25 protein-coding genes are annotated in these 22,907 nt (G+C 73.3%); 11 read left to right on the forward strand and 14 right to left on the reverse strand.

The window, feature by feature from the left end:
* Positions 1 to 92 precede the first annotated feature (92 nt).
* The 7 genes from mgrA to LQK89_RS00210 are packed head-to-tail and all read right to left on the reverse strand — an operon-like array spanning position 93 to position 6,413.
* Positions 93 to 1,136 (reverse strand): L-glyceraldehyde 3-phosphate reductase, encoded by a 1,044-nt coding sequence (gene mgrA, locus LQK89_RS00180; RefSeq protein WP_174779262.1) that lies wholly within the window; start codon positions 1,134 to 1,136, stop codon positions 93 to 95.
* A gap of 50 nt (positions 1,137 to 1,186) precedes the next feature.
* Positions 1,187 to 2,041: a MurR/RpiR family transcriptional regulator gene (locus LQK89_RS00185; RefSeq protein ID WP_231049772.1), complete on the reverse strand. Its 855-nt coding sequence runs from the start codon at positions 2,039 to 2,041 to the stop codon at positions 1,187 to 1,189.
* Complete coding sequence (gene phnE / locus LQK89_RS00190) at positions 2,038 to 2,958, reverse strand: phosphonate ABC transporter, permease protein PhnE (RefSeq protein WP_174779260.1); 921 nt, start codon at positions 2,956 to 2,958, stop codon at positions 2,038 to 2,040. The genes LQK89_RS00185 and phnE (LQK89_RS00190) overlap by 4 nt, the downstream gene beginning before the upstream one ends.
* Complete coding sequence (phnE, locus tag LQK89_RS00195) at positions 2,955 to 3,794, reverse strand: phosphonate ABC transporter, permease protein PhnE (RefSeq protein WP_174779259.1); 840 nt, start codon at positions 3,792 to 3,794, stop codon at positions 2,955 to 2,957. Before phnE (LQK89_RS00195) ends, phnE (LQK89_RS00190) begins: the two co-directional genes overlap by 4 nt.
* Positions 3,791 to 4,612: a phosphonate ABC transporter ATP-binding protein gene (gene phnC / locus LQK89_RS00200; protein WP_231049774.1), complete on the reverse strand. Its 822-nt coding sequence runs from the start codon at positions 4,610 to 4,612 to the stop codon at positions 3,791 to 3,793. The genes phnE (LQK89_RS00195) and phnC overlap by 4 nt, the downstream gene beginning before the upstream one ends.
* A complete protein-coding gene (phnD, locus tag LQK89_RS00205; RefSeq protein WP_231049775.1) occupies positions 4,612 to 5,637 on the reverse strand; it encodes a phosphate/phosphite/phosphonate ABC transporter substrate-binding protein in 1,026 nt (341 codons plus the stop codon). The genes phnC and phnD overlap by 1 nt, the downstream gene beginning before the upstream one ends.
* A 47-nt stretch (positions 5,638 to 5,684) precedes the next feature.
* A complete protein-coding gene (locus LQK89_RS00210; RefSeq protein WP_231049776.1) occupies positions 5,685 to 6,413 on the reverse strand; it encodes an HAD family hydrolase in 729 nt (242 codons plus the stop codon).
* Between the two features lie 234 nt (positions 6,414 to 6,647).
* On the opposite strand from LQK89_RS00210, the gene LQK89_RS00215 reads away from it, so the two are divergent.
* The 4 genes from LQK89_RS00215 to LQK89_RS00230 all read left to right on the forward strand — a co-directional run bounded on the left by LQK89_RS00215 (position 6,648) and on the right by LQK89_RS00230 (position 9,006).
* Positions 6,648 to 6,830: a hypothetical protein gene (locus LQK89_RS00215; RefSeq protein ID WP_058741066.1), complete on the forward strand. Its 183-nt coding sequence runs from the start codon at positions 6,648 to 6,650 to the stop codon at positions 6,828 to 6,830.
* A 45-nt stretch (positions 6,831 to 6,875) separates the two neighbouring features.
* The gene (locus LQK89_RS00220; protein ID WP_058741067.1) at positions 6,876 to 7,409 is read left to right on the forward strand and encodes a MarR family winged helix-turn-helix transcriptional regulator; all 534 of its coding nucleotides are present in this window, start codon (positions 6,876 to 6,878) and stop codon (positions 7,407 to 7,409) included.
* Between the two features lie 65 nt (positions 7,410 to 7,474).
* Entirely contained in the window at positions 7,475 to 8,098 is a 624-nt protein-coding gene (locus LQK89_RS00225) for a TetR/AcrR family transcriptional regulator (RefSeq protein WP_058741068.1), read from the forward strand.
* 104 nt (positions 8,099 to 8,202) lie between these two features.
* Positions 8,203 to 9,006 carry an SDR family NAD(P)-dependent oxidoreductase gene (locus LQK89_RS00230; protein WP_175325539.1) on the forward strand — a complete coding sequence of 268 codons (804 nt, stop codon included), beginning with the start codon at positions 8,203 to 8,205 and terminating at the stop codon, positions 9,004 to 9,006.
* A gap of 44 nt (positions 9,007 to 9,050) precedes the next feature.
* On the opposite strand, the gene LQK89_RS00235 is transcribed toward LQK89_RS00230, so the two are convergent.
* The 3 genes from LQK89_RS00235 to LQK89_RS00245 form a co-directional block, all read right to left on the reverse strand.
* Positions 9,051 to 9,611 carry an MOSC domain-containing protein gene (locus LQK89_RS00235; protein ID WP_231049777.1) on the reverse strand — a complete coding sequence of 187 codons (561 nt, stop codon included), beginning with the start codon at positions 9,609 to 9,611 and terminating at the stop codon, positions 9,051 to 9,053.
* A gap of 69 nt (positions 9,612 to 9,680) precedes the next feature.
* Entirely contained in the window at positions 9,681 to 10,796 is a 1,116-nt protein-coding gene (locus LQK89_RS00240) for a Gfo/Idh/MocA family protein (RefSeq protein ID WP_058741071.1), read from the reverse strand.
* Entirely contained in the window at positions 10,793 to 11,608 is an 816-nt protein-coding gene (locus LQK89_RS00245; RefSeq protein WP_231049778.1) for a sugar phosphate isomerase/epimerase family protein, read from the reverse strand. The genes LQK89_RS00240 and LQK89_RS00245 overlap by 4 nt, the downstream gene beginning before the upstream one ends.
* A 221-nt stretch (positions 11,609 to 11,829) precedes the next feature.
* On the opposite strand from LQK89_RS00245, the gene LQK89_RS00250 reads away from it, so the two are divergent.
* The 3 genes from LQK89_RS00250 (at position 11,830) to LQK89_RS00260 (ending at position 15,221) form a co-directional block, all read left to right on the forward strand.
* Positions 11,830 to 13,125, forward strand: a complete 1,296-nt coding sequence (locus LQK89_RS00250) for an MFS transporter (RefSeq protein ID WP_175325542.1) — start codon at positions 11,830 to 11,832, stop codon at positions 13,123 to 13,125.
* A 115-nt stretch (positions 13,126 to 13,240) separates the two neighbouring features.
* Positions 13,241 to 14,560, forward strand: a complete 1,320-nt coding sequence (locus LQK89_RS00255; RefSeq protein WP_231049779.1) for a carboxylesterase family protein — start codon at positions 13,241 to 13,243, stop codon at positions 14,558 to 14,560.
* Positions 14,561 to 14,642: 82 nt separating this feature from the next.
* Positions 14,643 to 15,221 carry a TetR/AcrR family transcriptional regulator gene (locus LQK89_RS00260; RefSeq protein ID WP_231049780.1) on the forward strand — a complete coding sequence of 193 codons (579 nt, stop codon included), beginning with the start codon at positions 14,643 to 14,645 and terminating at the stop codon, positions 15,219 to 15,221.
* An 86-nt stretch (positions 15,222 to 15,307) separates the two neighbouring features.
* Here the strand turns inward: LQK89_RS00260 and LQK89_RS00265 are convergent, their stop codons facing one another.
* The 3 genes from LQK89_RS00265 to LQK89_RS00275 form a co-directional block, all read right to left on the reverse strand.
* Positions 15,308 to 16,798: a hypothetical protein gene (locus LQK89_RS00265; protein WP_231049781.1), complete on the reverse strand. Its 1,491-nt coding sequence runs from the start codon at positions 16,796 to 16,798 to the stop codon at positions 15,308 to 15,310.
* 66 nt (positions 16,799 to 16,864) lie between these two features.
* Positions 16,865 to 17,650, reverse strand: a complete 786-nt coding sequence (locus LQK89_RS00270) for a DUF4184 family protein (protein WP_231049782.1) — start codon at positions 17,648 to 17,650, stop codon at positions 16,865 to 16,867.
* On the reverse strand, positions 17,650 to 18,951 hold the full coding sequence (locus tag LQK89_RS00275) for an alpha/beta hydrolase (protein WP_231049783.1): 1,302 nt from the start codon (positions 18,949 to 18,951) through the stop codon (positions 17,650 to 17,652). The genes LQK89_RS00270 and LQK89_RS00275 overlap by 1 nt, the downstream gene beginning before the upstream one ends.
* Before the next feature lie 274 nt (positions 18,952 to 19,225).
* Between LQK89_RS00275 and LQK89_RS00280 the strand changes: the two genes are divergently transcribed.
* Together LQK89_RS00280 and LQK89_RS00285 are read left to right on the forward strand one after the other, a co-directional pair.
* A complete protein-coding gene (locus LQK89_RS00280) occupies positions 19,226 to 19,666 on the forward strand; it encodes an NUDIX hydrolase (protein WP_231049784.1) in 441 nt (146 codons plus the stop codon).
* 30 nt (positions 19,667 to 19,696) lie between these two features.
* Complete coding sequence (locus tag LQK89_RS00285; protein ID WP_058741565.1) at positions 19,697 to 20,038, forward strand: hypothetical protein; 342 nt, start codon at positions 19,697 to 19,699, stop codon at positions 20,036 to 20,038.
* On the opposite strand, the gene LQK89_RS00290 is transcribed toward LQK89_RS00285, so the two are convergent.
* Positions 20,025 to 20,393 carry a VOC family protein gene (locus tag LQK89_RS00290; RefSeq protein WP_058741566.1) on the reverse strand — a complete coding sequence of 123 codons (369 nt, stop codon included), beginning with the start codon at positions 20,391 to 20,393 and terminating at the stop codon, positions 20,025 to 20,027. The two genes, LQK89_RS00285 and LQK89_RS00290, sit on opposite strands and share 14 nt — an antisense overlap.
* 70 nt (positions 20,394 to 20,463) lie before the next feature.
* On the opposite strand from LQK89_RS00290, the gene LQK89_RS00295 reads away from it, so the two are divergent.
* Positions 20,464 to 22,203, forward strand: coding sequence for an alkaline phosphatase family protein (locus LQK89_RS00295; RefSeq protein ID WP_231049785.1), 1,740 nt, complete (start codon positions 20,464 to 20,466; stop codon positions 22,201 to 22,203).
* Positions 22,204 to 22,255: 52 nt separating this feature from the next.
* Complete coding sequence (locus tag LQK89_RS00300) at positions 22,256 to 22,885, forward strand: nucleoside/nucleotide kinase family protein (RefSeq protein ID WP_231049786.1); 630 nt, start codon at positions 22,256 to 22,258, stop codon at positions 22,883 to 22,885.
* The last annotated feature ends 22 nt before the right edge of the window (positions 22,886 to 22,907 follow it).

Here is a 22,907-nt window from a genome sequence, read left to right on the forward strand (position 1 = left end):
GCGGTGGTGGGCTTCAGTCTTGCCCGCAGGACGACCCGGCGAACCGCCCCACTGATGTGTAGCGTACCGGGCTGCTGCGGCCGGGCGAGCGGTCAGCTCACCTGGCCCGAGCGGGCGCCCGACCACAGGTCGACGTCGAGCACCCCGACGGAGTGCTCGTCGATCGACGCCAGCTCGTCGGCGGTGAACGACAGGTTGCCGAGCGCCGCGACGTTCTGCTCGAGCTGCTCGACGCGGGAGGCGCCGATCACGAGCGAGGTCACCCGTTCGTCGCGGAGCGCCCACGCCAGGGCGAGCTGCGCCAGGCTCTGCCCGCGGGCCTCGGCGATGCCGTTCAGCGCGCGCAGGTGCTCGACGACCTCCGGGGTCAGGGAGCCGGCGTCGAGGGACTTGCCCGCCGCGGCGCGCGAGTCCTCGGGGACGCCGTCCAGGTAGCGCCCGGTGAGCAGGCCCTGGGCGAGCGCGGTGAACCCGATCACGCCGAAGCCCAGGTCGCCGGCGGCGTCGAGCAGGCCCTCGTCCTCGATCCAGCGGTTGAGCATCGAGTACGAGGGCTGGTGGATGAGGAGCGGCGTCCCGAGGTCACGGAGGATCTCGGCGGCCCGGCGGGAGCGCTCGGCGTCGTACGACGAGATGCCGACGTACAGCGCCTTGCCCTGCTGGACCGCGGTGTGCAGGGCGCCCATCGTCTCCTCGAGCGGGGTCGAGGCGTCGAGCCGGTGCGAGTAGAAGACGTCGACGTAGTCCAGGCCCGTCCGCTGCAGCGACTGGTCGAGCGAGGCGAGCACGTACTTCCGCGACCCGCCGCCCTGGCCGTAGGGGCCTGGCCACATGTCCCAGCCCGCCTTGGTCGAGATGACCATCTCGTCGCGGTAGGGGCGGAAGTCCTCGCGCATGAGTCGGCCGAAGTTCAGTTCGGCGGCGCCGTAGGGCGGGCCGTAGTTGTTCGCGAGGTCGTGGTGCGTGATGCCGAGGTCGAACGCCCGGCGGCTGATGGCCCGCTGCGTCTCGAACGGCTTGTCGTCGCCGAAGTTGTGCCAGTAGCCCAGCGAGAGCAGTGGCAGGTCGAGGCCGGAGCGGCCCGTCCGGCGGTAGGGCATGGAGTCGTAGCGGTCGTCCGCGGCGATGTAGGACATGGGTCCCATCCTGGCCCGACGTGCCCGGACGCGGCCCGGTGCGCTCGGCGTCAGTCGGACAGGTTCGCGCTGATCGCGTCGAGCGCCAACGCCTTCGCCCGCACCGCCACGTCCCCGAGCCGGTCCGCCGTCGCCGCGACGAGCCCCTCGACGAGGATCGCCTGCGGCAACCGCGACGCCAGGGTCAGCTCGTCGCGGAACGTCAGGTCCGGCATCGTCACGACGAGGGCGACCGTGGCGGCCTGCGCGATCGGGCTCCGACCGAACGCGGTCACGGCGACGACGTCCGCCCCGGCCGCGGTGGCCGCGGCGACGGTCCGGAGCGTCAGCGCGTTCGCCCCGCTCCCGCTCACCACGAGGAGCAGGTCTCCGGGCCCGAGGAGCCGCGCGCTGATCTGCTGTCCGATGACGTCGGACTGCGCCTCGGCGGGGCGACCGATGCTCGTCAGCCGGGCGGCGGCGTCCTGCGCGAGCGGCGCGGACAGGCCGTTGCCCACGATGACGACCCGGCGTGCGTCGGCGAGCAGGGTGACCGCGCGGTCGAGCGCCTCGCCGTCGAGGAGCGCCGTCATGTCGTGCACCCGGTCGGCCAGTTGCGTGAACGTCGCGGTGACGATCCCGGCGGCGCCGTCCGGGGTCGCCCCCGTCGGACGCACCGGGGCGGCCGCGGCGTCCCGCGCGAGCAGGACCCGGAGCTGCTGGTACCCGGAGTACCCGAGGCTCTGGCACGTCCGGACCACCGTCGCGCGCGATGCCCCGGCGGCGTCCGCGACCTGCTGCGCGCTCAGCTCGACGATCTCGGCGGAGCGCTCGAGCAGCACGGCCGCGACGGTCTGCTCGGTCGGCAGCAGGGACGGCATGAGGCTCCGGATGGTGGCGATGACCGCGCCCGGCTGGTCGTTCACGGCTCGACCCTACGGGTCCGGCGCGCCCCGTGACCCCGACGGATCGTCCCGACGAGCGGGATCGCCCACCGCCCGGTGATGATCCGGGTGCGGACCGCGCCGCTGAGCTGGTCGATCGCCATCGTCACGACGACGACCACCAGGAGGAGCATCCCGACGACGTCCCACACGCGGAACTGCACGTTGTCGACGAGCATCTTGCCGATCCCGCCGGCACCGATGAGTCCGAGGATCGCCGACGCCCGGACGTTGATCTCGAAGCGGTACAGCCAGAACGCGAGCACGTCGGGCCGGGCGCTCGGCCACACGCCCCACCGCATCACCTGCCACCGCGAGGCCCCCACGGCCGTCGTCGCCTCGACCGGCCCGCGGTCGACGGACTCGAACGCCTCGTAGCCCCACTTGCCGAGCGTGCCGACGGACCCGATCGCGATCGCCAGCGCCCCGGTCCACGCGGTCAGGCCGGTGACGGACAGCATCAGGACGGCGATGACGACCTCGGGCACCGCACGCAGCACCGCGAAGACCGCACGGAGCGGGACCCGGACGACCGCGGGCGCGAGCCGGTCGGTCGCGAGCAGGGACAGCGGCAGCGAGAGGACGGCACCGAGCACGGTGCCGAACCACGCCATCGCGACGGACAGCAGGGTGGCGGACAGGGCGTCCGGCAGCGCGGACCACGCCGGGGGCAGGAACATCAGCCCGAGCAGGTGCGCGGACTTCGCGGGCAGCGCCGGCAGGGCGCCCCAGTCGAGGTCGACCCCCCACGAGGCGGCGGCGACGACCGTGACGACGGCGACCGCGACGAGCGCCCGGCCGACCCGACGAGGACGGGTCGGGCGCGCGGTGGCGGGGCGTGCCTCCCGGCCGGTGCCGGAGCCGGGGCGTGTCGGAGCCGGGCCGACGGCGACGCTCATCGGAGGAGCCGCTTCCTGGTGACGGAGCTGAGGAGCTCGAGCAGGACGACGAGCACGAGGACCTCCAGGATGACGGTGCTCAGGTAGTGGTACTGGTAGAACGTCCGCACCTTGTCGATGAGCATGCCGAGCCCGCCGGCGCCGACCAGGCCGATGACGGTCGACGCGCGGATGTTGAGCTCCAGGACGTAGACGACCTGCGACACGGCGGACGGGGCGACCTCGGGGAGCACCGCGGCGCGGTTCGCGCGGAGCCAGGTGGCACCGCTCGCCAGGGCCGCTTCCTGTCCGCCGCGGTCGACGCCGTCGAGCGCCTCGGACACGAGCTTCACGAGGATCCCGACGTTGAACAGCACCAGCGCGAGGACACCGGACAGCGCACCCGTCCCGACGACCGTCACGAACAGCGACGCGAACAGCAGGTCCGGCACGCTGCGGACGACGTTCATGACGAGACGGACGGCCGCCAGGAACGGACCGTTCGGGTTCGTCGCGCGCGACGCCGCGAAGGACAGGGGGATCGCCACGGCCGTGCTGACGGCCGTCGCGACGACGGCCATCTGCACGGTCTGCAGGAGCGCGGGGAGCGTCTCCGGGATGAACGAGTAGTCCGGCTGCACCAGCTGGACCAGGGTGGCGGACGCGTTCCGCGCGTTGGTCACGAGGGCTGCGACGTCGACCTGCACGGCGATCGCGGACCACACGGTGATCGCGGCGACGACCGCCACGACGGCGAGCGTGCGTCCGAGGGTGCGCGGCCGGCGGGGACGGCCCGTGCCGTCGGCCTGGAGGCACGGGGTGCGTCCGCCGGACCGCGTCGCGTCCGCCGTCGTCACAGCTGCACCGCCGGCGCGTCGAGGACGTCCTCGGCGGTGAGGGACCGGCCGTAGATCGCCTCGAACACCGACTCGTCGGCGTCGGCCCCGGGGCCGTCGTAGACGACCTCGCCGGCGCGGAGCCCGACGAGTCGGGTGCCGTACCGCCGGGCGAGGTCGAGGAAGTGCAGGTTCACGACGACCGTGATGCCGAGCTCGGCGTTGATCCGCTGCAGGTCGCGCATCACGACGTGCGAGGTCGGCGGGTCGAGCGACGCGACCGGCTCGTCCGCCAGGACCACCCGCGGCCGCTGCGCGAGGGTCCGGGCGATCGCGACGCGCTGCTGCTGCCCGCCGGACAGCTCGGCGGCGCCCACGTACGCCTTCTGCACGATCTCGACCCGCTCGAGGGCCTGCATCGCGAGCTCGACGTCGTCCCGGTGCCACGCGCCGAGGAGCGACCGCCAGGCCGAGGTGTGGTGCAGCCGGCCCATGAGCACGTTGTTCAGGACGCTGGTCCGCTTGGCGAGGTTGAACCCCTGGAAGACCATGCCGATGTCCGCGCGCAGGTCCCGGAGCGCCCGACCGCGGAGGCCGTCCACGCGGGTGTCGCCGACGGTGATCCCGCCGGAGGTGATCGGGACGAGCCCGTTGATCGTGCGGATGAGCGTCGACTTGCCGGCGCCTGACAGACCCACGACGGCGACCATCTCGCCGGGGGCGATGTCGAGGTCGATGCCGCGCAGGCCGTGGTGGCCGTTCGGGTAGGTGACGCCGACGTCGGAGAAGCGGATGCCGGCACCTCCCCGCTCGCTGTGGGTCCGGTCGGGCGTCGTCATCAGCCGAGCCCGATGGTCGCGGCGGTCTGCTGCGTCTTCGTCAGCGCCTCCGGGTCGGCGTCGGTCAGCCCGGTGATCTGGTAGATCGCGGTGAGCGCCTGCTTGCCCTCCGCGGTGCGGGCGTAGTCCTTCATGGCCGTCGTGATCTTCTGCTGCCACTGCTTGCTCAGGCCGGAGGACAGCGAGACGCCGTCGTTCGGGATCTCGTCGGTCAGCGCGAACACGACGACCTTCTTCCCGACGTCGGGGGTGTCCGTCGCGACGACGCTGCGGGCGTCCCAGTAGCTCGTGCCGACCTCGGTGTCGCCGTTGTACACGGACAGGACGCTCGCGTCGTTCGCGGTGACCTGGGTGACCGAGACGTCCTTGTCGACGTCGAGGCCGGCGGCCTTCATCGCGGCGACCGGGAAGATGTAGCCGGCGGGCGAGGCGGCCTGCAGGAGCGAGATCTTCGCACCCTTGAGCTTCTTCAGCGCGTCGAGCCCGGCGGGACCCGTGCCCGACTGGGTGCCGTTGCAGTACAGCATCCCGTTCGTACCGGCGACGGGCGTGTCCGAGCAGTACTTGTCGGGGTCGTTCGTGAAGAACTGCGCGGCGTAGCTGTGCTTGCCGTTCCGCTCGGTCTGCAGGGCCGGGACCGCGCCGTACTTGTCGCACGCCTGGCTCATCTGCAGGCTCGGGAGCATGCCGATCTGGGCCTGGTCGCTGCCGATCGCCTCCACCGACGCCTGGTAGTCCTGGGTGATGACGCCCTTCACGGGGATGTCGAGGCGCTTCGTGAGGGCCTCCTCGAGGGGCTTCACGGTCTCGACGAGCTTCTTTGCGTCGCCGGACGGCACGAGTGCGAGCGTGAGGGACTTCGGCGCGGCGGCCGAGTCGTCGGAGCGGCCGGTGCACGCGGCCGCGGCGGTGCCGGAGGATCCGGCGGAGGCGGTCTGCTGCGAGGCACCGCAGCCGGAGAGCGCCAGCGTGGCGAGGAGGGCGACGCCGGTGGCGGTCGCGAGCGTGGTCGTGCGGAGGGGCATGACGATTCCGTTCTGGTGTGGGGCTGAGCGGGTGTGGTGTGGTGCGGTCAGGAGGCGGCGGGCACGGGGACCGCGGCGGGGTCCCGGGACCACGCGGCGATGTCGGCGTAGAGCTCGGGGAACGACCGGGCGACCAGGTCGGCGGGCCCGGCGGCGTGCCCGAACCGGTCGATCAGGGCGGTCCGGCACCCGGCGGCGCGTGGCGCGGCGAGGTCGTTCGCCCAGATGTCGCCGACGGACAGCAGGTCGCCCGGGCGGCGGCCCTCGAGCAGTCGGGGGAGCAGGAGGTCCCAGCCCCCGGGCTTCCGGGCCTCGGCGTGCACGGCGTCGACGACCTCGGTGAGTCCGAGGACGGCGAGCGTCTCGAGCACGCCGGCGAGGGGCGCGTTCGTCACGAGCACCCGGTCCGCGTGCTCGCCGATCTCGGCGAGGTGTGCGGCGAGTCCCTCGGGGGCGGTGACGGCGAGGCGTCCGTCCGCGAGGGCCGACCGGCTGCGGCGGTAGGCGTCCTCGAGCAGCGGTGCGGCGGCGGGGTCGGCGGCGACGGCGAGCTCGGCGACGGCCTCGTACCCGTCCGCCCACGCGGGGGCGTCCGGCGCACCGTCGAGGAAGGCGCGGAGGCCGTCGCGGACCGTGTCGGCAGCGGTCTCCGACCCGCGTCCCCGGAGCGCGGCCGTGACCTCGTCCGCGTACGCCCACACCGGGGCGTCGCCCGTGCACACCGTGCCGTCGAAGTCGAGGACGAGCACGGGGCGGGGGGTGGTGGCGGAGGACACATCGGGCAGCGTAGGGCCGGATGGACGATCTGTTCACGAGTTTTGATGACTGTGAAACATGCGTTCACGAGGTGTTCACAGACGGCTGCGGTCGTCGCTGTCGCCGCTGGTGGCGTCGCTGCTCCCGCGCGGAATGTACAGAAATCGAACAGTTCGTTGCACAAGTAGTTCGCGTCGTGAAACAGTTCTCGCGTCCGGACGAGGACGACCACGACACGGGAAGGCGGGATCACAATGCACAGCACGTACACCGGGATGCCGCACACCACACGAGCCGGCGCGACGCACACCCGCGTCGGTCTGACCGACCCCGCGGTCATCGACGCCTACGTCGAGCGCCGGATCCAGGACCCGTCGCTCCTGTCGCGCCGCTCCGAACCGTCGTACGCTGACTTCTTCACGGCCACCGCGGTCTGACCCGCCGCGTCGGCCGACCACCCGACAGAGAGACCGCACGAGCCGATGCCGCTGACCGTCGTCCGCCGAGAGCACACGCACCTCTACGCCCGTGAGCCCCGTTCGCGTGCGGCCAAGGTCGCCGTGGACGCCCTCCTCCGGCTCCAGCACGCCGAGGAGCAGCAGCTCGAGCAGGCGCGGACCGAGAGCGGCCTGACGAAGAACGAGTTCCTGGCCGTCCGCTACCTGCTCCAGGCGCACCGCGACGGACGGTCGATGGGACCGAAGGACCTCGCGGTCATGCTCAGCGTCTCGAACGCGTCGGTCACGAAGATCGTCGACGGACTCGTCGCGAAGGGCGACCTGGTCCGTGCGCCGCACCCCACGGACCGCCGGGCCCAGGTGCTCGAGCCGACGGTGCAGGCCGCCGAGAAGATCGACTCGTCGTACGCGCGCTTCCACGAGGCCGTGGTCGAGGTGATGGACCACCTGTCGACCGAGGACAACGCCGTGCTCACGCGGTGCCTCGACCAGGTCACCGACGCCCTGGTCGGCGGGCGACCCGCACCGGTCGACGAGTACACGGCCGACCCGGCCTGACCCGGGCGTTCCCCGATCGAGCCGCGCGGGGTGGCGCGAAAACCTTCCAGCGGTAAGTTGGGGGGATGACGCACGAGGTCGACGACGACGCGACCCCACCCCGGCGCGGTGGGTACCGCAAGGGTGCCGAGCGACGTGCGCAGATCCTCGACGAGATGATCCGGATGGTCGCCGAGCAGGGCGTCGACGCATCCTCCCTGCGCTCCGTCGCCGATGCGCTCGGCATCACGCACGCCGCACTCCGGCACTACTTCCCGAGCCGCGACGACCTGCTGCTCGCGGTGTACCGGGAGCACGAGGTCCGCGAGCAGGGCGCCCCCGACCGGCTGAAGTCGGCGATCGGCGACATGCGGGAGAGCGCCTCGCGCAACCGCGGGGTGCCGGGGCTCGTGCAGCTCTACACGACCCTCGCGGCCGACGCCGTGCAGGAGGGACACCCGACGACGCGGGACTTCATGCGGGAGCGGTTCACCCGCCTCCGGGCGGACCTGGCGGAGCTCATCGCGGCGGACCAGGCTGCCGGGCGGATCCGGGCAGACCTGGACCCGATCGACCTGGCGAGCCTGAGCATCGCGGCGTCCGACGGCCTGCAGGTGCAGTGGTTGCTCGACCCCGACGCGGTGGACGGCGAGCGGGTGCTGCGGCTGCTCGAGTCGATCGTCCCGCCCGGAGCGCAGCCCGCCCCGTAGCCGTCACCACGGTCGCGGGGCCGGCCACGGGCGGACGGGAGGCACGTGCCCGGCCCGCCCCGCGCCTCCCGTCCGGTCGCACCCACCGGGTGTACCCATGGAGCATGCCCCGATCTCGCAGCCCCTTCCACGGCCTCCGTGCCCTCGTCACCGGCGCGAGCGGCGGGATCGGCGAGGAGCTCGCACTCGGCCTGGCCGCCGCCGGTGCCGACGTCGTGCTCGTCGCCCGGTCCGCCGACCGGCTGGACGCGCTCGCGTCCCGGATCCGCGCGGAGCACGGCGTCGAGGCGACCACGGTGCCCGCTGACCTGGCGCAGGCGGACGGCGTCGACCGGGTCGTGGCGGCGCTCGCCGACGTGCGGGTCGACGTCCTCGTGGCGAACGCCGGGGTCGGTGACCACGGCGCGTTCGTCGACGCCACCGACGAGCGGCTCCGCACCCAGGTCGACCTGAACTGCACGGCCGTCGTCCGGCTCGTGCACGCGTTCCTGCCGCCGATGCTCGCGCGCCGGGTCGGCGGGGTGATGACCGTCGCGTCGACCGCTGCGTTCCAGCCGACCCCGTCGATGGCGGTCTACGGCGCGACGAAGGCGTTCGTGCTGTCGTTCACCGAGGCGCTCTGGCAGGAGTCCCGCGGGTCCGGCGTGCGCATCCTGGCGCTCTGCCCGGGACCGACGTCGACCGGGTTCTTCGACGCGGCGACGCGCGGCGGCGCCCAGGGGCGGTTCCTCGAACGGGGCCGGCAGACGGCGGCGCAGGTCGCGGCGGTCGGGCTCCGGGCGTTCGGTCGCGCCGGCGGTCCGACGGTGGTCTCCGGCGGGGCGAACGCGGCGGTGGCGAACGTGCACCGGTTCGTCCCGCGGTCCCTGATGGCGAAGATGTCGGCGATCGCGATGTCCGGCGACTGACCCCTGCCGGACGACGTGACCGCCCGCCCGCGTCGACGGCGGGATCAGACCGGCTGCAGCGGCTCCTGGTCGCCCTCGGGCAGCTCGACGACGACGGGGTCACCGGCACGCACGACGCCGCCCGCGAGCACGACGCCCATCACGCCGCCCTTCCGCTCGACCGTGCCGTCCTCGGCCCGTCCGAGCACCCGGCGGAGCAGTCCCGGGTCGTGGTCGTTGATCTGCTGGCAGGGGTTGCGCAGTCCGGTCACCCGCACCCGGGCGTCCGCGCCGAGGTGCAGGACCGTGCCGGTCGGCAGCCCGAGCAGGTCGACGCCGCGGGTGGTCACGTTCTCGCCGAGCTCCCCGGGTGCCACGTGGTGCCCGGTCGGCTCGAGCTCGTCGAACAGCTCGGCGTGCACGAGGTGCACCTGACGGAGGTTCGGCTGCGAGGGGTCCCGCGCCACCCGGGAGCGGTGCTGCACGGTGGTGCCGGCGTGCGCGTCCCCCTCGATGCCCCAGCCGGCGACGAGGACGACCTCGTCGACGACGGGCTTGCTGAAGCGGTGCTCGTCGTCCCTGCTCACCGCGACGACGTGTGGTCCCTCGTGCTGTTCCCCGGTCACGGTCCCATCCTGGCGCACGGACGGCCGGTCCCGACAGGGGACCGGCCGTCGAGGTGGTGCGGGTGGTGCCTAGGCGTCCACCGAGGCGGTGAGGACCGCGGCGGCGGGGTCGAAGTCCTCGGGCAGCGGAGCGACCCGCTCGACGGACGACTCGATCGTGACGGCGGACCCGGACTCGGCGGCGTCGCGGATGCCGAGCAGCACGTCGAGCACGTGCAGCGCGACCTCGCCCGAGGCACGCTCGGGGCGGTCCTCGGCGATCGCGCGGGCGAGCTCGACGACGCCGGTGCCCCGGCCCCAGGTCGAGCCGACGGCCTCGAGCGTCTCCGGCTCCTCCTGCCCGTAGCGCCAGAGCTGCGACGAGCCCTCGAACGTGTTCGGGTCGGGGAGCGAGATGGTGCCGAGCGTGCCGTTGATCTCGACGAAGCCCATGCGGGGGAGCGCGTGCTGGAACGAGAACGTCGACTGGGCGGACTGCCCGCCGGCGAACTCGATGAGGGCGGCGTGGTGCGTGGGGACCTCGACCGGGAACGTCTCGCCGGCACGGTCACCGGACGCGATGGTGCGGCGGTCGAGCGACTTCGACGAGACGGCCTGCACGCGCGACGCGGCGCCGAAGGCGTGCACGAGCGTGGTGACGTAGTACGGGCCCATGTCGAACAGCGGGCCGGCGCCCTTCGCGAACAGGAAGTCCGGGTTCGGGTGCCACGCCTCGGGTCCCGGCACGTGGAACAGCGTCGTCGCGGTGAGCGGCTCGCCGATGTCGCCGCGGGCGATGGCCCGGAGCGCCGTCTGGATGCCGGCGCCGAGCACGGTGTCCGGCGCCGTCGCGACGCGCAGCCCCTTCGCCTTCGCCGATGCCAGGACCGCGGCGGCCGAGTCGTGGTCGGTCGCGATCGGCTTCTCGCTCCAGACGTGCTTGCCGGCGTCGATGATCTGCTGGTCGACCTCGGCGTGCGCCGCCGGGATCGTCAGGTTGATCACGATCGAGACGTCGTCGCGTGCCAGGAGCTCCTCGACGGTGCCCGACGCGGCGACGCCGTAGGCCTCCGCCTGGGCGGCGGCGCGGTCGAGCAGCACGTCGGCGACGAAGCGGACCTCGACGTCGGCGAACTGCGTCAGGTTCTCGAGGTACTGGGTCGAGATGTTGCCGGCACCGATGATGCCGATCCCGACGCGGCTCACGCGGCGCTCCCGGCGGTGTCGTTCGCCTTCAGCCACTCGAGCGACTCGGTGATGCCCTGGAAGACGTCGCCGGAGTAGGCGTCGAACTCGACGACGCGGATCGCCTGCGGCGCGGCGGCGAGGATGCCCACGACGTCGACGTCACCCTGGCCGGCGGGGGTCTGGTTCTCGAAGGCGCGCTGCAGGGCCTCGGGCACGACGAGGGCGCTCTCCGACGACGGCAGCGCGGTGAGGATGTCACCGTCGACCTTGCCGTCCTTGACGTGGATCGCGACGACGCGGTCCCCGAGCGAGCGGAGCACGGCCGGGGCGTCTGCGCCGCCGACGGTCGCCCAGAAGGTGTCGACCTCGAGCACGGTCTCCGGCGCGAGCTGCGACACGAAGTGCTCGTAGACGGTCGTGCCGTCGACCTTGTTCGTGAACTCCCACTGGTGGTTGTGGTAGCCGAACCGCAGGCCACGCGACGCGGCCTCGGCGGTCAGGACGTTGACGCGCTCGGCGATCTTCGCGACGTCGTCGGCGGTCTGCCAGCGGTCGGTCGGGATGAACGGGTCGATGACGGTCTGGATGCCGAGGCGCTCGGCGGCGTCCCAGATCGGGGCGGTGTCCTCGGCGTCGATCACGGCGACGTGACCGGACGGGGCCTTGAGGCCCGTGGCGGCGAAGGCCTTCTCGAGGTCCGCGGCACGCTCGACGAACGCGTACGGCTCGACGTTCTCGTAACCGATCTCGCGCACCCGGGCGATGGCCTTGTCGAGGTCTTCGGCGATGGCGTCGCGCAGCGAGTAGAGCTGCACAGAGGTGGTGGGCATGGCAGAGGGCTCCTTCGATCCTGTCTGGGTGTCGCGGCATCGGGTGTCGCAGCCCGTCGAGGAGCGATGCTCCCCGGCGAGACCGATCTCGACGCTACCCCAAAAACCACCCGCTGTGTAGTTTTCCTCGGCACGGGGCAACAAGCCGACACGTGTCGTTGTATGCTCGTCGAGGTAAAACCTTGCACGACAAGGTTTTTGCATCGACTCAAGGAGGCGTCATGAGCACACCCGAACCCGGCGGTCCGGCCCTGTTGGACCTGGACGAGGGCATCACCCAACCGGTCAGCACCGTGCGGGTGGGGATCGGCTACCAGATCGCCCTGTTCCTCGGGCAGTTCGGCCTCTTCGTGGCGCTCATGGCCCCGGTCTACGTCAGCATGCAGCTCAAGGCGCAGGCCCTGGTGGGCGAGGACGCCGCCACCGTGATCGGTTCCGTCCTGCCGATCGGTGCGTTCGGCGCGCTCCTCATGAACCCGCTCGCCGGTGCCCTGTCCGACCGCACCCGCACGCGCTGGGGCCGCCGTCGGCCGTGGCTCGTCGGTGGTGTGGTCCTCTTCGCGGTCGCCCTCGTCTGGATCGCCTACGCGCCCGACGTCCTCAACCTGACGCTCGGCTGGCTGCTCGCGCAGATCGCCGCGAACGCGACGCTCGCCACGCTCCTCGCGAGCTTCGCGGACAACGTCCCGCAGGTGCAGCGCGGCCGGTCGTCGAGCATCATCGCGCTCGCCCAGAACACCGCCGTGCTCGCCGGCACCTACCTCTCGGTGTTCTTCGTCGCGAACCTGCCGGTGCTGTTCATCGCGCCCGGCATCCTGGCGATCTTCCTCGTCCTCGTCTACGCGTTCGTCGCACGGGACGACCTGCCGACGTACCCGCTCAAGAAGTTCACCTGGCTCAACCTGGTGTCGTCGTTCTGGACGAACCCGATCAAGAACCCGGACTTCGCGTTCGCGTGGTGGTCGCGGTTCCTCATCATCCTCGCGACGTTCATGTTCACGACCTACCGGCTGCTCTACATGCAGGAGCACCTGGGCATCGCGGACGCGAAGGCCGCGACGGAGGCCGTCGCCTTCGGCGTGCTGCTCTACACGGTCGCCCTGCTCGTCAGCGCGGCGCTCTCCGGCTGGGCCTCGGACCGGCTCGGTCGCCGCAAGGTGTTCGTCGGCGGGTCGACGGCGCTGTTCGCGGTCGGCCTGGTCGTGCTCGCGCACGCCGAGACCGTCACCGGCTTCTACGTCGCCGAGGTCGTCATGGGCTTCGCGTACGGCATCTACTCGGCCATCGACACGGCCCTGGTCGTGGACGTCCTGCCGAACGCGGACCGCCCCGGCAAGGACCTCGGCGTGATCAACATCGCGAACGCGCTGCCGCAGTCGCTCGCCCCCGCGATCTCGCTGTTCTTCCTGTCCATCGGCAGCACGCACGCCGACAACTACACGCTCATGTGCTGGGCCGCCGGAGCGGTCGCCCTGCTGGGCGCGCTGGTCGTCATCCCGATCAAGCGGGTCCGGTAGCGCCCGTCGCGACACGCGACACGCGACACGCGACCACTCCGCGGACGGGAGGCACGGTGCCAGCCGGCACCGTGCCTCCCGTTGCGTCCCCCGGTCACGTCGGTAGCGTGAGCCGGTGCCGTCTCCCGCAACACGCTCCTTCGACCCCCCTGCCGGACCGCTCACCGCCGTCGTCGACGGCGACGTGACCCGTGCGCTCGGGATCCCCTACGCGCGGGCCGAGCGCTTCGCGCCGCCGGAGCCGGTCCCGGCGACCACCGAGCCGTACCCGGCGACCACGCCCGCGCCCGTCGCGCCGCAGCGGAGCTCGCCGGCCGTCGACCAGCTGCTGCCGCCGATGGACCTGCAGGTGGACGAGCACTGCCAGCGGCTGAGCGTCACGGTGCCGAGCGACGTCCGACCCGACGAGCGACTCCCCGTGATGGTGTGGATCCACGGCGGGTCCTACGTGATCGGCGGCGGCGACCTGCCCATCCACGACCCCCGGGACCTGGTGACCGAACAGCGCGTCGTCGTGGTGACGGTGACCTACCGGCTCGGCGTCCTCGGGTTCCTCGGCGACGGCGAGACCGTCCCCGCGAACCTCGGGCTGCTCGACCTGGTCGCCGCCCTGCGGTGGGTGCACGAGAACATCGCGGCGTTCGGCGGCGACCCGGACACCGTGACGGTGTTCGGGCAGTCCGCCGGTGGCGACGCGACCGCGCACCTGATGATCAGCGAGGGCGCACGCGGGCTGTTCCGCCGGGCGATCGTGCAGAGCGCCCCGCTCGGGCTGTCCCGGGGTCGCGCGCGCATGACCCGGGCGGTGCTCCGGGCCGTCGGGACCGTCGGGCCGGACACGCCCCTCGACGAGGTGCTCGACCGGCAGGTCCGCGGCGAACGGGCCGGCGGGGTCTTCGGCCTGGCCGGAGCGATGCCGTTCGGGACGCAGTACGGCCACGCGCCGCTGCCCGCCGAGCGCGACACGGACCGGGCGTGGCGGGCGGTCGCCCCGGAGGTCGACGTCCTCATCGGCTCCGGGTCCGACGAGACCGGCATGTACGTGCCGATGATCCCCGGCGTCCGGACGCTCGCACGGTGGCGGCCCGCGCGATCGCTGCTGCGGTGGCTCGTCGTCCGACCGGTGTCCGAGGTCGTCTACGGCCGGGACGTCCGCCGGTTCGCGGCGCGACACCGGGCCGCCGGTGGGAACGCCGTCGCGTACCGACTGCTCCGCGGGGCCACGGCGGCGCCGACGGGAGCGGTGCACATGAGCGACGTGCCGATGCTGCTCGGCGGGCGCGAGGCCTGGGTCGGGAGCCGGTTCGTGCCGGAGCGGGACTGGCCGGAGGTCGACCGTCGCGGGCGGGCGCTCCGTGCGGTGTGGGCGGAGTTCGCGCGGACCGGGCGGGTGACGGCGGCCGACGACGTGACGATCGCGTTCGACCGGGGGTAGGCGGAGCCGCTCGGTGCTGCCCGCTCGGTCCGCCCCCGAACGGGCGGTCGCGTCCCGGGCCGACCGTGGGCAGGATCGACGCATGTCCGCTGACCTCCGCGCCCGCATCGTCACGGCCGCGGTCGAGGCCTTCCGCACGAACGACTTCCACGCCGTCGGCCCTGACGAGGTCGCCCGCCACGCCGGCGTCGACGTCGCCGAGGTGCACCGGGCCTTCCCCACGTGGGACCTGCTCGTCGTCGCGGTCGTGGACCGCTGGGCCGCGGCCACCGAACGGGCGCTCTGGCCCGTCGCCGAGCAGGAGGGCGCCGTCGCCTACCTGCGCGCCCGGCTCGAGGCCGGGCAGCGCGAGCCAGGACTCGTGCGACTCCGGATCGCGCTGCTGAGCGCCGCCTCCGGGCCCCGCCATCCGGCGTCGGGGTGGTTCCGGACGCAGTACACGCGGTCGTTCGAGGACGTCACGCTCGCGCTGGTGCGCGACGTGGTCGCCGGCCGGGAGGCTCGTGGTGCGTCCCCGAGACACGCTGCGGAACAGCTCGTGGCGCTCTACGAGGGGCTGCAGCTGCAGGCGATGCTGCGCGAGGACGCCGACCTGCTCGGCGGGTGGGACCGGGCGGTCGCGCGGATGCGGGCGGGGTGGGCGGTCGACGTCGCGGCGTGAGCGCGGTCGCGGCGTCGGTGCGGGCGTCGGGCCTGCTGGTGTCGGGCCTGCGGGTGTCAGTCCTGCGGGTGTCAGTCCTGCTGGCGTCAGGCCGAGAAGGCCCGGAGCAGGTGCGGTGGTGTCGCCCGCACGACGGCGTCGACCATGCGACGACCGCGCCACCACTCGTCCGCACGGAGGTGCAGGGTGTTGCCCGCGCCGTCGACCACCGTCACGCCGAGGTCACCGCGTCGGCCCACGACCGCGGCCTCGGCGAGGTCGACCATCCGCGCGGGCAGTCCCCGTGGTCGCAGCGTGACCCGGGTGCCGTCGACCTCGAGGTGCGCGTCGGCGAACGCGGGCAGGAGCGCGGTGCGGTGGACGCTCCGACCAGCACCCGGACGCGGGAGGAACAACACCCGCTCGGGCACCGGCACACCCGGCGAAGCGTCGACGTGCTCCAGGCCGTGTCGCTCCGCCAGAGCCGCGAAGTCCGTGTCGGCGTCCTGGTCGACGCACACGACGAGGGTCCCGAGGGCGTCCGCGAGGGTGCTCCGGAGGTCGCTGAGCTCGGTCGGGGCGACCGGACCGTCCACCGGCTGAGGAGTCGGCAGGCCGCGGAGCCGCATGAGCACCTCGGCCGAGACCCGGAGGTCCGCGCGGAACGCCGCATCGGTCGCGTTGACCGCGCGGGCCGCGTCGATGCGCGCGGTCGTCGACGTGCTCGGCCCGCTCGCCGCCAGGCGTCGGAGGGTCTCGACGACGACCGTCGCCGCCGCCTCGGTGTCCGCCTCGCCCGGGTCCGCGGTGACGACGACCACGGAGCGCTCGCCGTCGAGCGCGACCGAGTGGGAGTCGATCGCGTACGCGAAGCCGGCCCCCATCCGGAGCGCGTCGAACACCTCGTGCTCGAGGACGGCCTCGAGCAGCGGCGCGACGCGGGCCGGGACGACGATCGACGCCGCGATGCCACCGAGCGGCGACTCCACGAGGGCACCCGTCCGCATCGGTCCCGCCCACGACGGCAGGGGTGCGGTGGGCGGCCCGGGCGGCAGCGCGAGGTCGACGGTGGCGGGCGGCACGGCTCCGCCGGCGACCGACACGATGGCGTTCCCGGCGACGAGGTGATGCTCCACCCAGTGCCGGACCTCGGCGGACGTGATCCCCGCGACAGGAGCGGCACCGGCACCTGATCGCCCGGGTCCGGCGGGACCGAAACGCGCGGTGTGCACGGACGGGACCATCTCGTCGGCGCGGAGGGGGTCCTCGCGCGCGACGATCCGGCGCTCGCGCTCGACGGTCTCCTCCGACACGTCGAGCACGGCCCGGACGGCAGCGGCGAGACCACGCACCAGGTCCAGGGCCTCCTCCGTGGTGGTCGTCACGACCTCGAACACGGTGATCCGGTCCTGGGTGACGGCGTTGTGCGGCGCGGCGATCGGGAGCGCGGCACGGACGACCAGGTGCTCGACGAGGTGTGCGACTCCGGCGAGCAACACGGGTTCGTCACACGTCCCGGCCCCGAACACGAGCCGCGCCGTGACGGGTCCGACGGTCGGTGCGTGGATGATCGGGACGGGGTGGGTCTGCTCGGGCACACGCCATGCTGGCACGCACCCGACGGCTCGCCCGCTCCCCAGTCCGGGGGAGCGATCGGGGAGCGGTCAGGGTGCCGTCCGGTCGCCAAGGGCACCGCGTCCGGTGTGCGGCCCGACGCGGTGACGGACCACGAGCAGGACGACGGCGCCGAACACGAGTCCGACCGCGACGAAGACGGGCACGCGGAACGACAGTGCGACGACGACGTCCCCGACACCGCCGCCGTGCAGCAGGACCTTCCCCGCCTGGGTCGCCGTCGCCAGGAGCACGGCCGCCGCGACCACGACGACCACCACCCGTTCCGCCCGGCTGGGCACGGCCGTCGGCACCGCAGCGGTCCGCCGCCACCAGACCGCCGCGGCCACGAGCAGGGCGGCGAGTCCGAGCACGCTCGACGCGTCCTGCAGGAAGAACGGCAGCCAGTACCCGCCGATCGACGTCTCGCGGAGCGCCGGCCACGCCTGGACGACGAAGCCGTGTCCGTGCGTGAAGCCGTCCCACACCACGTGGGTCACGCTGCCGGCGACGCACGCGAGCACGACGACCAGCACCGTGCGGACGTCGAGCGTCGGGCGCGACCACCAGGCGCGGGGCACGCGGTCGCGCACGCCCGGCACGACCGGCGCCCAGGCCGGACGGACCAGGAACCACCACGTGGCGAGCACCACGAGGGACACCGCGAGGTCGATCGTCGGGATGCCCCACCAGGAGTGCGCCGCCTCGTACGGCGGGAGGACCGGCGCGAAGAGCACGGCGTCGGGTGCCATCGACCCGACGGCGACCGCGGCGACCGGGACCGGCAGGCGCCGGGCGGCCAGGGCGACGACCGCGTGGCTGACGGTGAACGGCATCAGCGGGCCAGGTGGGTCCGCCGCATGAACCACTCGACGCCCTCGGCCAGGGCGGTCCCCGCGGTGTGCCAGTCGTGCCCGCCGTCCTCGACCAAGCGCTGGGTCACGGCGACCCCGGCGGCCCGTGCGGCCTGCGCGACGACCGGCACGATCGGCCCGTACCGGCTGTCGTCCGCCCCCGCCGCGATGAAGGCGGCGGACGCGGTGTAGGGCGCCCGGTCGGCCAGGATCCGGAGCGGCTGCGCGGCCTCGTACGCCGCTCGGTCACCCTTGAAACCCCGCTTGATGGTGTCACCTTCGTCGCCGAGCGTCGGCCCGCGCTGCCCGGAGACGTCGATCCACGAACCGAACCGGTCGGGGAAGGTCGCCCCGAGCTGGAGCGCGCAGGTGCCGCCCTGCGAGAAGCCCGCGATCGCCCAGTCCGACGCGCGGGTCGACGCGTGCAGGTTCGCTCTGACCCACGCCGGCACGTCCTGGGTCAGGTAGGTCGCGCTGTTGCCGAGCGGGCCGTCCAGGCACATCGGGTTGTTCGACGCCGCCTCGAGCTGGTCGGGCATGACGACGATCGGGGCGAGCCCGTGGTGCCGCGCCGCGATTCGGTCGAGCCGATCGACCATCCGGCCGGCCTCGATGATGTTCGCGGGGGCGGCGCCGGGGCCCTGCCCGGAGAGCATCACGACGACCGGGAGCTCCGGGGCGTGCTCGACGAGTGCGGCGGGCGGCAGGTACACGATCGCGGGGCGTGCCCGGAAGTGCGAGACGTCCCCGGGGATGCGGACCGATCCGTAGCGGCCGTGCTCCGGCAGGTCGGCCGGGGCGTGCCAGTCGGTGGCGTCGATCGTCCCCGACCGCGGCGCGGGGTCGTCGGGCAGTCGGAGCGGCGGCACGTGCGACTCGCCCAGGGCGTCCGCGACCGTCGGGAACAGTCCGGCGTCGCGGTTGATCGCGAGCGCGCCGGACAGGACCGCGAGCGGCACGAGCACCACGGCGAGCACCCGGACGACGAGCCGACCGCGCGCCCGGGTCCCGGCGCGGACGAGCCCGACGACCGCGACCCCGACGAGCGCGCAGACCACCCCGGTCCAGATCCGGTCGACCCACGTCGGCGCGATCCCGAGCACGTCGAGGACGTCGCCGAACAACCACGACAGCAGCGCCCCGGCCAGTGCCCCGGCGACGAGGGCGATCGCGAACGGCCGCCAGGACCGCCGCAGCAGGAAGACCACCCCGAGGGCGACGAGCACCGTGACGGCGTACAGGGGCAGCAGCAGGTGCGCGGAGAGCAGCGGGAGGGTCGTCATCGGGTCGTCCGGTGGGTCGGGAGGCTCCACGCGGCGCCGACACGGCGGACCGCGGGATCGGCGGGGTCTCCGGCACCGTAGCGACCCGAGGTGTCCACGAGAGCACTGGACGCCCGGTCTGCGGCGGCTTCGCGGCTGATCCTGAGTCATCCCGCACCCTGCGTGGTCGGCCGACGGTGGTGCGCTGGCCGGGCGGCCACGACGGACCGTCCCCGCGGGCGATGCGGCGGCGCGTCCCGCTCCGGCTGTCCGGGGTCGGTGGCACAGTCGGCAGATGGAGTACACCGACTACGACACCCGGCTCGCCGCCTACGGCGTGGTCACCGACGGCGACCGCGTGCTCCTCGCCCGGCTCCGGGTGCCCGAGGCCGGGACGTGGACGCTCCCCGGCGGCGGTGTCGAGTTCGACGAGACCGTCGAGCAGGCCGTCGTCCGCGAGATCCACGAGGAGACCGGTTACCACGCCGAGTGCGGCGCCCTGCTCGGGATCCGGCACCACATCGTGCCGAAGGAGCGTCGGCTCCACGACACCGGGCGTCCGATGAAGGCCGTGCAGGTCGTCTTCCGGGCGACGATCACGGGTGGGGAGCTCCGCAACGAGACCGACGGCACGACGGACGAGGCCGCATGGGTCCCGATCGCCGACCTCCCGCACCGGCGGCACGGCCTGGTCGTCCCGATCGCACTGGGGTGGGCCGGAGCACTGCTCCGGTAGCGTTCGGGCACGGCGACGAGGGGAGCGGACGTGAGCGGCGCAGCCACCGACCTGTCCGCCCGGCTCTGGGACGAGCGGGCGATCCTCGGGCAGCTCCGGGACGCCACCGACGACTCCGCCCGATCCGTGCTGCTCGATCGGCTCGGCGCGGTCCGGCTTGAGCGGGACGTCCTCGTGCACGCACTCGCCGAGCAGTGGGGAGCGCCGGGACACGACCACACGCTGCCGGCGCTGCTCGACGTCGCCCCGGTGCCGTGGGACCTGCTGCTGCCCGACCACCTCGCCGCGATCACCACCCTGCACGACGAGGTCGATGCCGTCCTGCCGCCCGGCCCGGTCCGCGAGCGGTGGGACCGCGTCACTGCTCGATGACGCTCAGCACGTTCCCCGACGGGTCGGTGAACCACGCGATGAGCGGCCCGCCCTGCCGGTTCACCCCGCGCTCGTCCGTCACCCCGTCGTACTGCAGGAACCGGACCCCGGCCGCCGCGAGCTCGTCGACCGCGGCGTCGACGTCGGGCACCGGGAAGTTCAGGACGGTGAACGACGCAGGTTCGTGGGCAGGTCCCTTCGGGTAGACGAGCACGCCGTGCCCGTCGCCGAGGTGGAGCGTGAGCATCCCGTGCTCCTCGCTGACCGGGACGCCGAGCACGCCCTCGTAGAACGCCCGGGCCTCGGGCACGTCCCGCACCGAGAACCCGCTGAACGCCGTCGTCGCATCGACCATGCGCCCAGGCAACCACCGCGACCACCGCCGCGCATCGCGGACGCGCACGCTCCGGTGGTAGGAACGTCGCATGGCCGCAGGGAACCGCGACGACCCGGACGACGCCCGTACGAGCCGACGGGCGTTCCTCCGCCGCGCAGGCATCGGCGCCGCAGGCGCCGCCGTCGGTGCGGGTGCGGTCGGCGCCGGCGTGGCCGCCGCCCGGGGCACCGACGCCGCGCGCTACGGGTTCGCCCCGCTCCCCGAGCGCGCCGAGCCCGGGTTCGACCACGTCGTCGTGCTCATGTTCGAGAACCGGAGCTTCGACCACGTGCTCGGTCGGCTGTACACCGACGCCGAGCTCCGACCCGGCCAGTCGTTCGCCGGACTGCAGCGGGGGACCCACGAGAACACCGCCCCGGACGGCACGGTCGTCGCCGCGCACGTATACGAGGGCAGCACCGACGTCGTGATGAGCCAGCCGGACCCCGATCCAGGGGAGTTCTACCCGCACGTCAACACGCAGTGGTTCGGCACGGTCGACCCGCCCGGCAACGCCGACCCCGGACGGAACGGCTACGCGGCCCCGTACAACGCCCCGGCGGACACGAGCCGCCCGACCATGTCCGGCTTCGTCCGCGACTACGTCGTGAACTACCGGCTCGAGCGCGGTGTCGAGCCGACCCGCGACGAGTACGAGCGCGTGATGGGCGGCTTCTCGCCCGCGATGCTCCCGGTGTTCTCGACCCTGGCGAAGTCCTTCGCCGTCTACGACCACTGGTTCTGCGCCGTCCCCTCGCAGACCTTCTGCAACCGCTCGTTCCTCCACGCGAGCACCTCGCACGGGTTCGTCACGAACGGACAGCCCGACGGCCCCGCGAAGTGGCTCGACGCCCCGGACGTCCCGACGCTGTTCACCCGGCTCGAGGACGCGGGCAAGAGCTGGCGCGTCTACTTCGACGCCGACCAGGTCGTCTCGCTCACCGGCTTCCTGCACGCGCCGTCGATCGAGCGGTACTGGAAGACCAACTTCCGGAGCATGGCGCAGTTCCACGAGGACGCGGCGAACGGCACCCTGCCCGACTACGCCTTCGTCGAGCCGCGGATGATGTTCGACCACAACGACATGCACCCGCCGGTCTCGCGTCCGAAGGTCGTCGCGGAACCGGACGGCGCGACGTTCGACAGTGCGATGAGCGACGTCCGCGCCGCCGAGGCCCTGCTCGCCGAGGTCTACGGCGCGATCCGGGACGCTCGCTCGACGACCGGGTCGAACGCGGTGAACACGGCGCTCGTGGTGACCTTCGACGAGCACGGCGGCATCTACGACCACGTCCCGCCGCCCACCGCCACACCGCCGTCCGGCGATCCCGAGGCGGGGGAGATGGGCTTCGGGTTCGACCGGCTCGGCGGCCGGGTCCCGACCGTCGTGGTCTCGGCGTACACCGACCCCGGCACCATCGTGAACGCCACGATGCACCACGGGTCGATCGCGCACACCCTTTGTCAGCAGCACGGTCTCGAGCCACTCACCCACCGGGACGCCGAGGCCGAGGGGATCCACAACGTCCTGAACCGCACGGTGCCCCGGCAGCCGCAGCTCTGGCCCGAGGTCACCCCGCCCTACGTGCCCACCAACCCGGAGGCCGCCGCCCGCCGTCGTCGTCCCCGCGGCGCCGAGCGTGACCGGCCGATCACGGCGCCGGCGAAGGGGCTGCTCGGACTGCTCCTCGCCCGCTACGAGCCGGACGCGCCCGTGCCCGAGACCTTCGGCGACGCCTACGACGTGCTGACGAAGCACGGCATGGGCCTGTTCGGCGACCGTGACTGACCGCGCGTCGCGAGCACGGATCGAGGCGACGCCCGGCTGCGATGATGACCAGGTGACGAACCCCGACGCCGCCGTCGACCACGCCGTGACGCTCGCCGCCGCACCCGGCCGGGTCGTCCTCGGGATCGTCGGCGCCCCCGGAGCCGGCAAGTCGACGCTCGCCCGCCGGGTCGTCTCGGCCGTCGACGCCGCACACGGCCCCGGCACGGCCGTGCAGGTGCCGATGGACGGCTTCCACCTGGCGAACGCCGCGCTCGACGCCCTCGGCCGACACGACCGCAAGGGCGCGATCGACACCTTCGACGCGCACGGCTACGTCGCCCTGGTCCGCCGACTCGTCGCCGCGGAGGAGGACGTCGTCTGGGCACCGGACTTCGACCGTCGCGTCGACGAGCCCGTTGCCGGCAGCATCGCCGTCCCGCGCGCCACCCGGCTCGTCGTCACCGAGGGCAACTACCTGCTCGACGACCAGGCACCGTGGACCGCGCTGCGGACCCTGCTCACCGAGACCTGGGCGGTCGTCGTCGACGACGACGTCCGCGTCGACCGCCTCGTCGGACGACACGTGCGGCACGGACGCGACCGCGCGGCAGCCCGCGCCTGGGCGCTCGAGGTCGACGGCGTGAACGCCGCGAGGGTCGCGGCGACGCTGCTACGCGCCTCCAGGACGGTGCGGACCTGAGTCCGGCACCCACGACCACCGA

The organism is Curtobacterium sp. C1, assembly GCF_021049325.1.
Lineage (GTDB): Bacteria > Actinomycetota > Actinomycetes > Actinomycetales > Microbacteriaceae > Curtobacterium > Curtobacterium citreum.

Coding starts and splice junctions, on each gene's coding strand:
- LQK89_RS00250 (WP_175325542.1), top strand. CDS start 11,830: ATGAGCACACCCGAACCCGGCGGTCCGGCCCTGTTGGACCTGGACGAG.
- LQK89_RS00280 (WP_231049784.1), top strand. CDS start 19,226: ATGGAGTACACCGACTACGACACCCGGCTCGCCGCCTACGGCGTGGTC.
- LQK89_RS00215 (WP_058741066.1), top strand. CDS start 6,648: ATGCACAGCACGTACACCGGGATGCCGCACACCACACGAGCCGGCGCG.
- LQK89_RS00245 (WP_231049778.1), bottom strand. CDS start 11,608: ATGCCCACCACCTCTGTGCAGCTCTACTCGCTGCGCGACGCCATCGCC.
- phnC (WP_231049774.1), bottom strand. CDS start 4,612: ATGACGACGCCCGACCGGACCCACAGCGAGCGGGGAGGTGCCGGCATC.
- LQK89_RS00230 (WP_175325539.1), top strand. CDS start 8,203: ATGCCCCGATCTCGCAGCCCCTTCCACGGCCTCCGTGCCCTCGTCACC.
- LQK89_RS00220 (WP_058741067.1), top strand. CDS start 6,876: ATGCCGCTGACCGTCGTCCGCCGAGAGCACACGCACCTCTACGCCCGT.
- phnD (WP_231049775.1), bottom strand. CDS start 5,637: ATGCCCCTCCGCACGACCACGCTCGCGACCGCCACCGGCGTCGCCCTC.
- mgrA (WP_174779262.1), bottom strand. CDS start 1,136: ATGTCCTACATCGCCGCGGACGACCGCTACGACTCCATGCCCTACCGC.
- LQK89_RS00295 (WP_231049785.1), top strand. CDS start 20,464: ATGGCCGCAGGGAACCGCGACGACCCGGACGACGCCCGTACGAGCCGA.
- LQK89_RS00225 (WP_058741068.1), top strand. CDS start 7,475: ATGACGCACGAGGTCGACGACGACGCGACCCCACCCCGGCGCGGTGGG.
- phnE (WP_174779260.1), bottom strand. CDS start 2,958: ATGAGCGTCGCCGTCGGCCCGGCTCCGACACGCCCCGGCTCCGGCACC.
- LQK89_RS00270 (WP_231049782.1), bottom strand. CDS start 17,650: ATGCCGTTCACCGTCAGCCACGCGGTCGTCGCCCTGGCCGCCCGGCGC.
- LQK89_RS00290 (WP_058741566.1), bottom strand. CDS start 20,393: ATGGTCGATGCGACGACGGCGTTCAGCGGGTTCTCGGTGCGGGACGTG.
- LQK89_RS00275 (WP_231049783.1), bottom strand. CDS start 18,951: ATGACGACCCTCCCGCTGCTCTCCGCGCACCTGCTGCTGCCCCTGTAC.
- LQK89_RS00260 (WP_231049780.1), top strand. CDS start 14,643: ATGTCCGCTGACCTCCGCGCCCGCATCGTCACGGCCGCGGTCGAGGCC.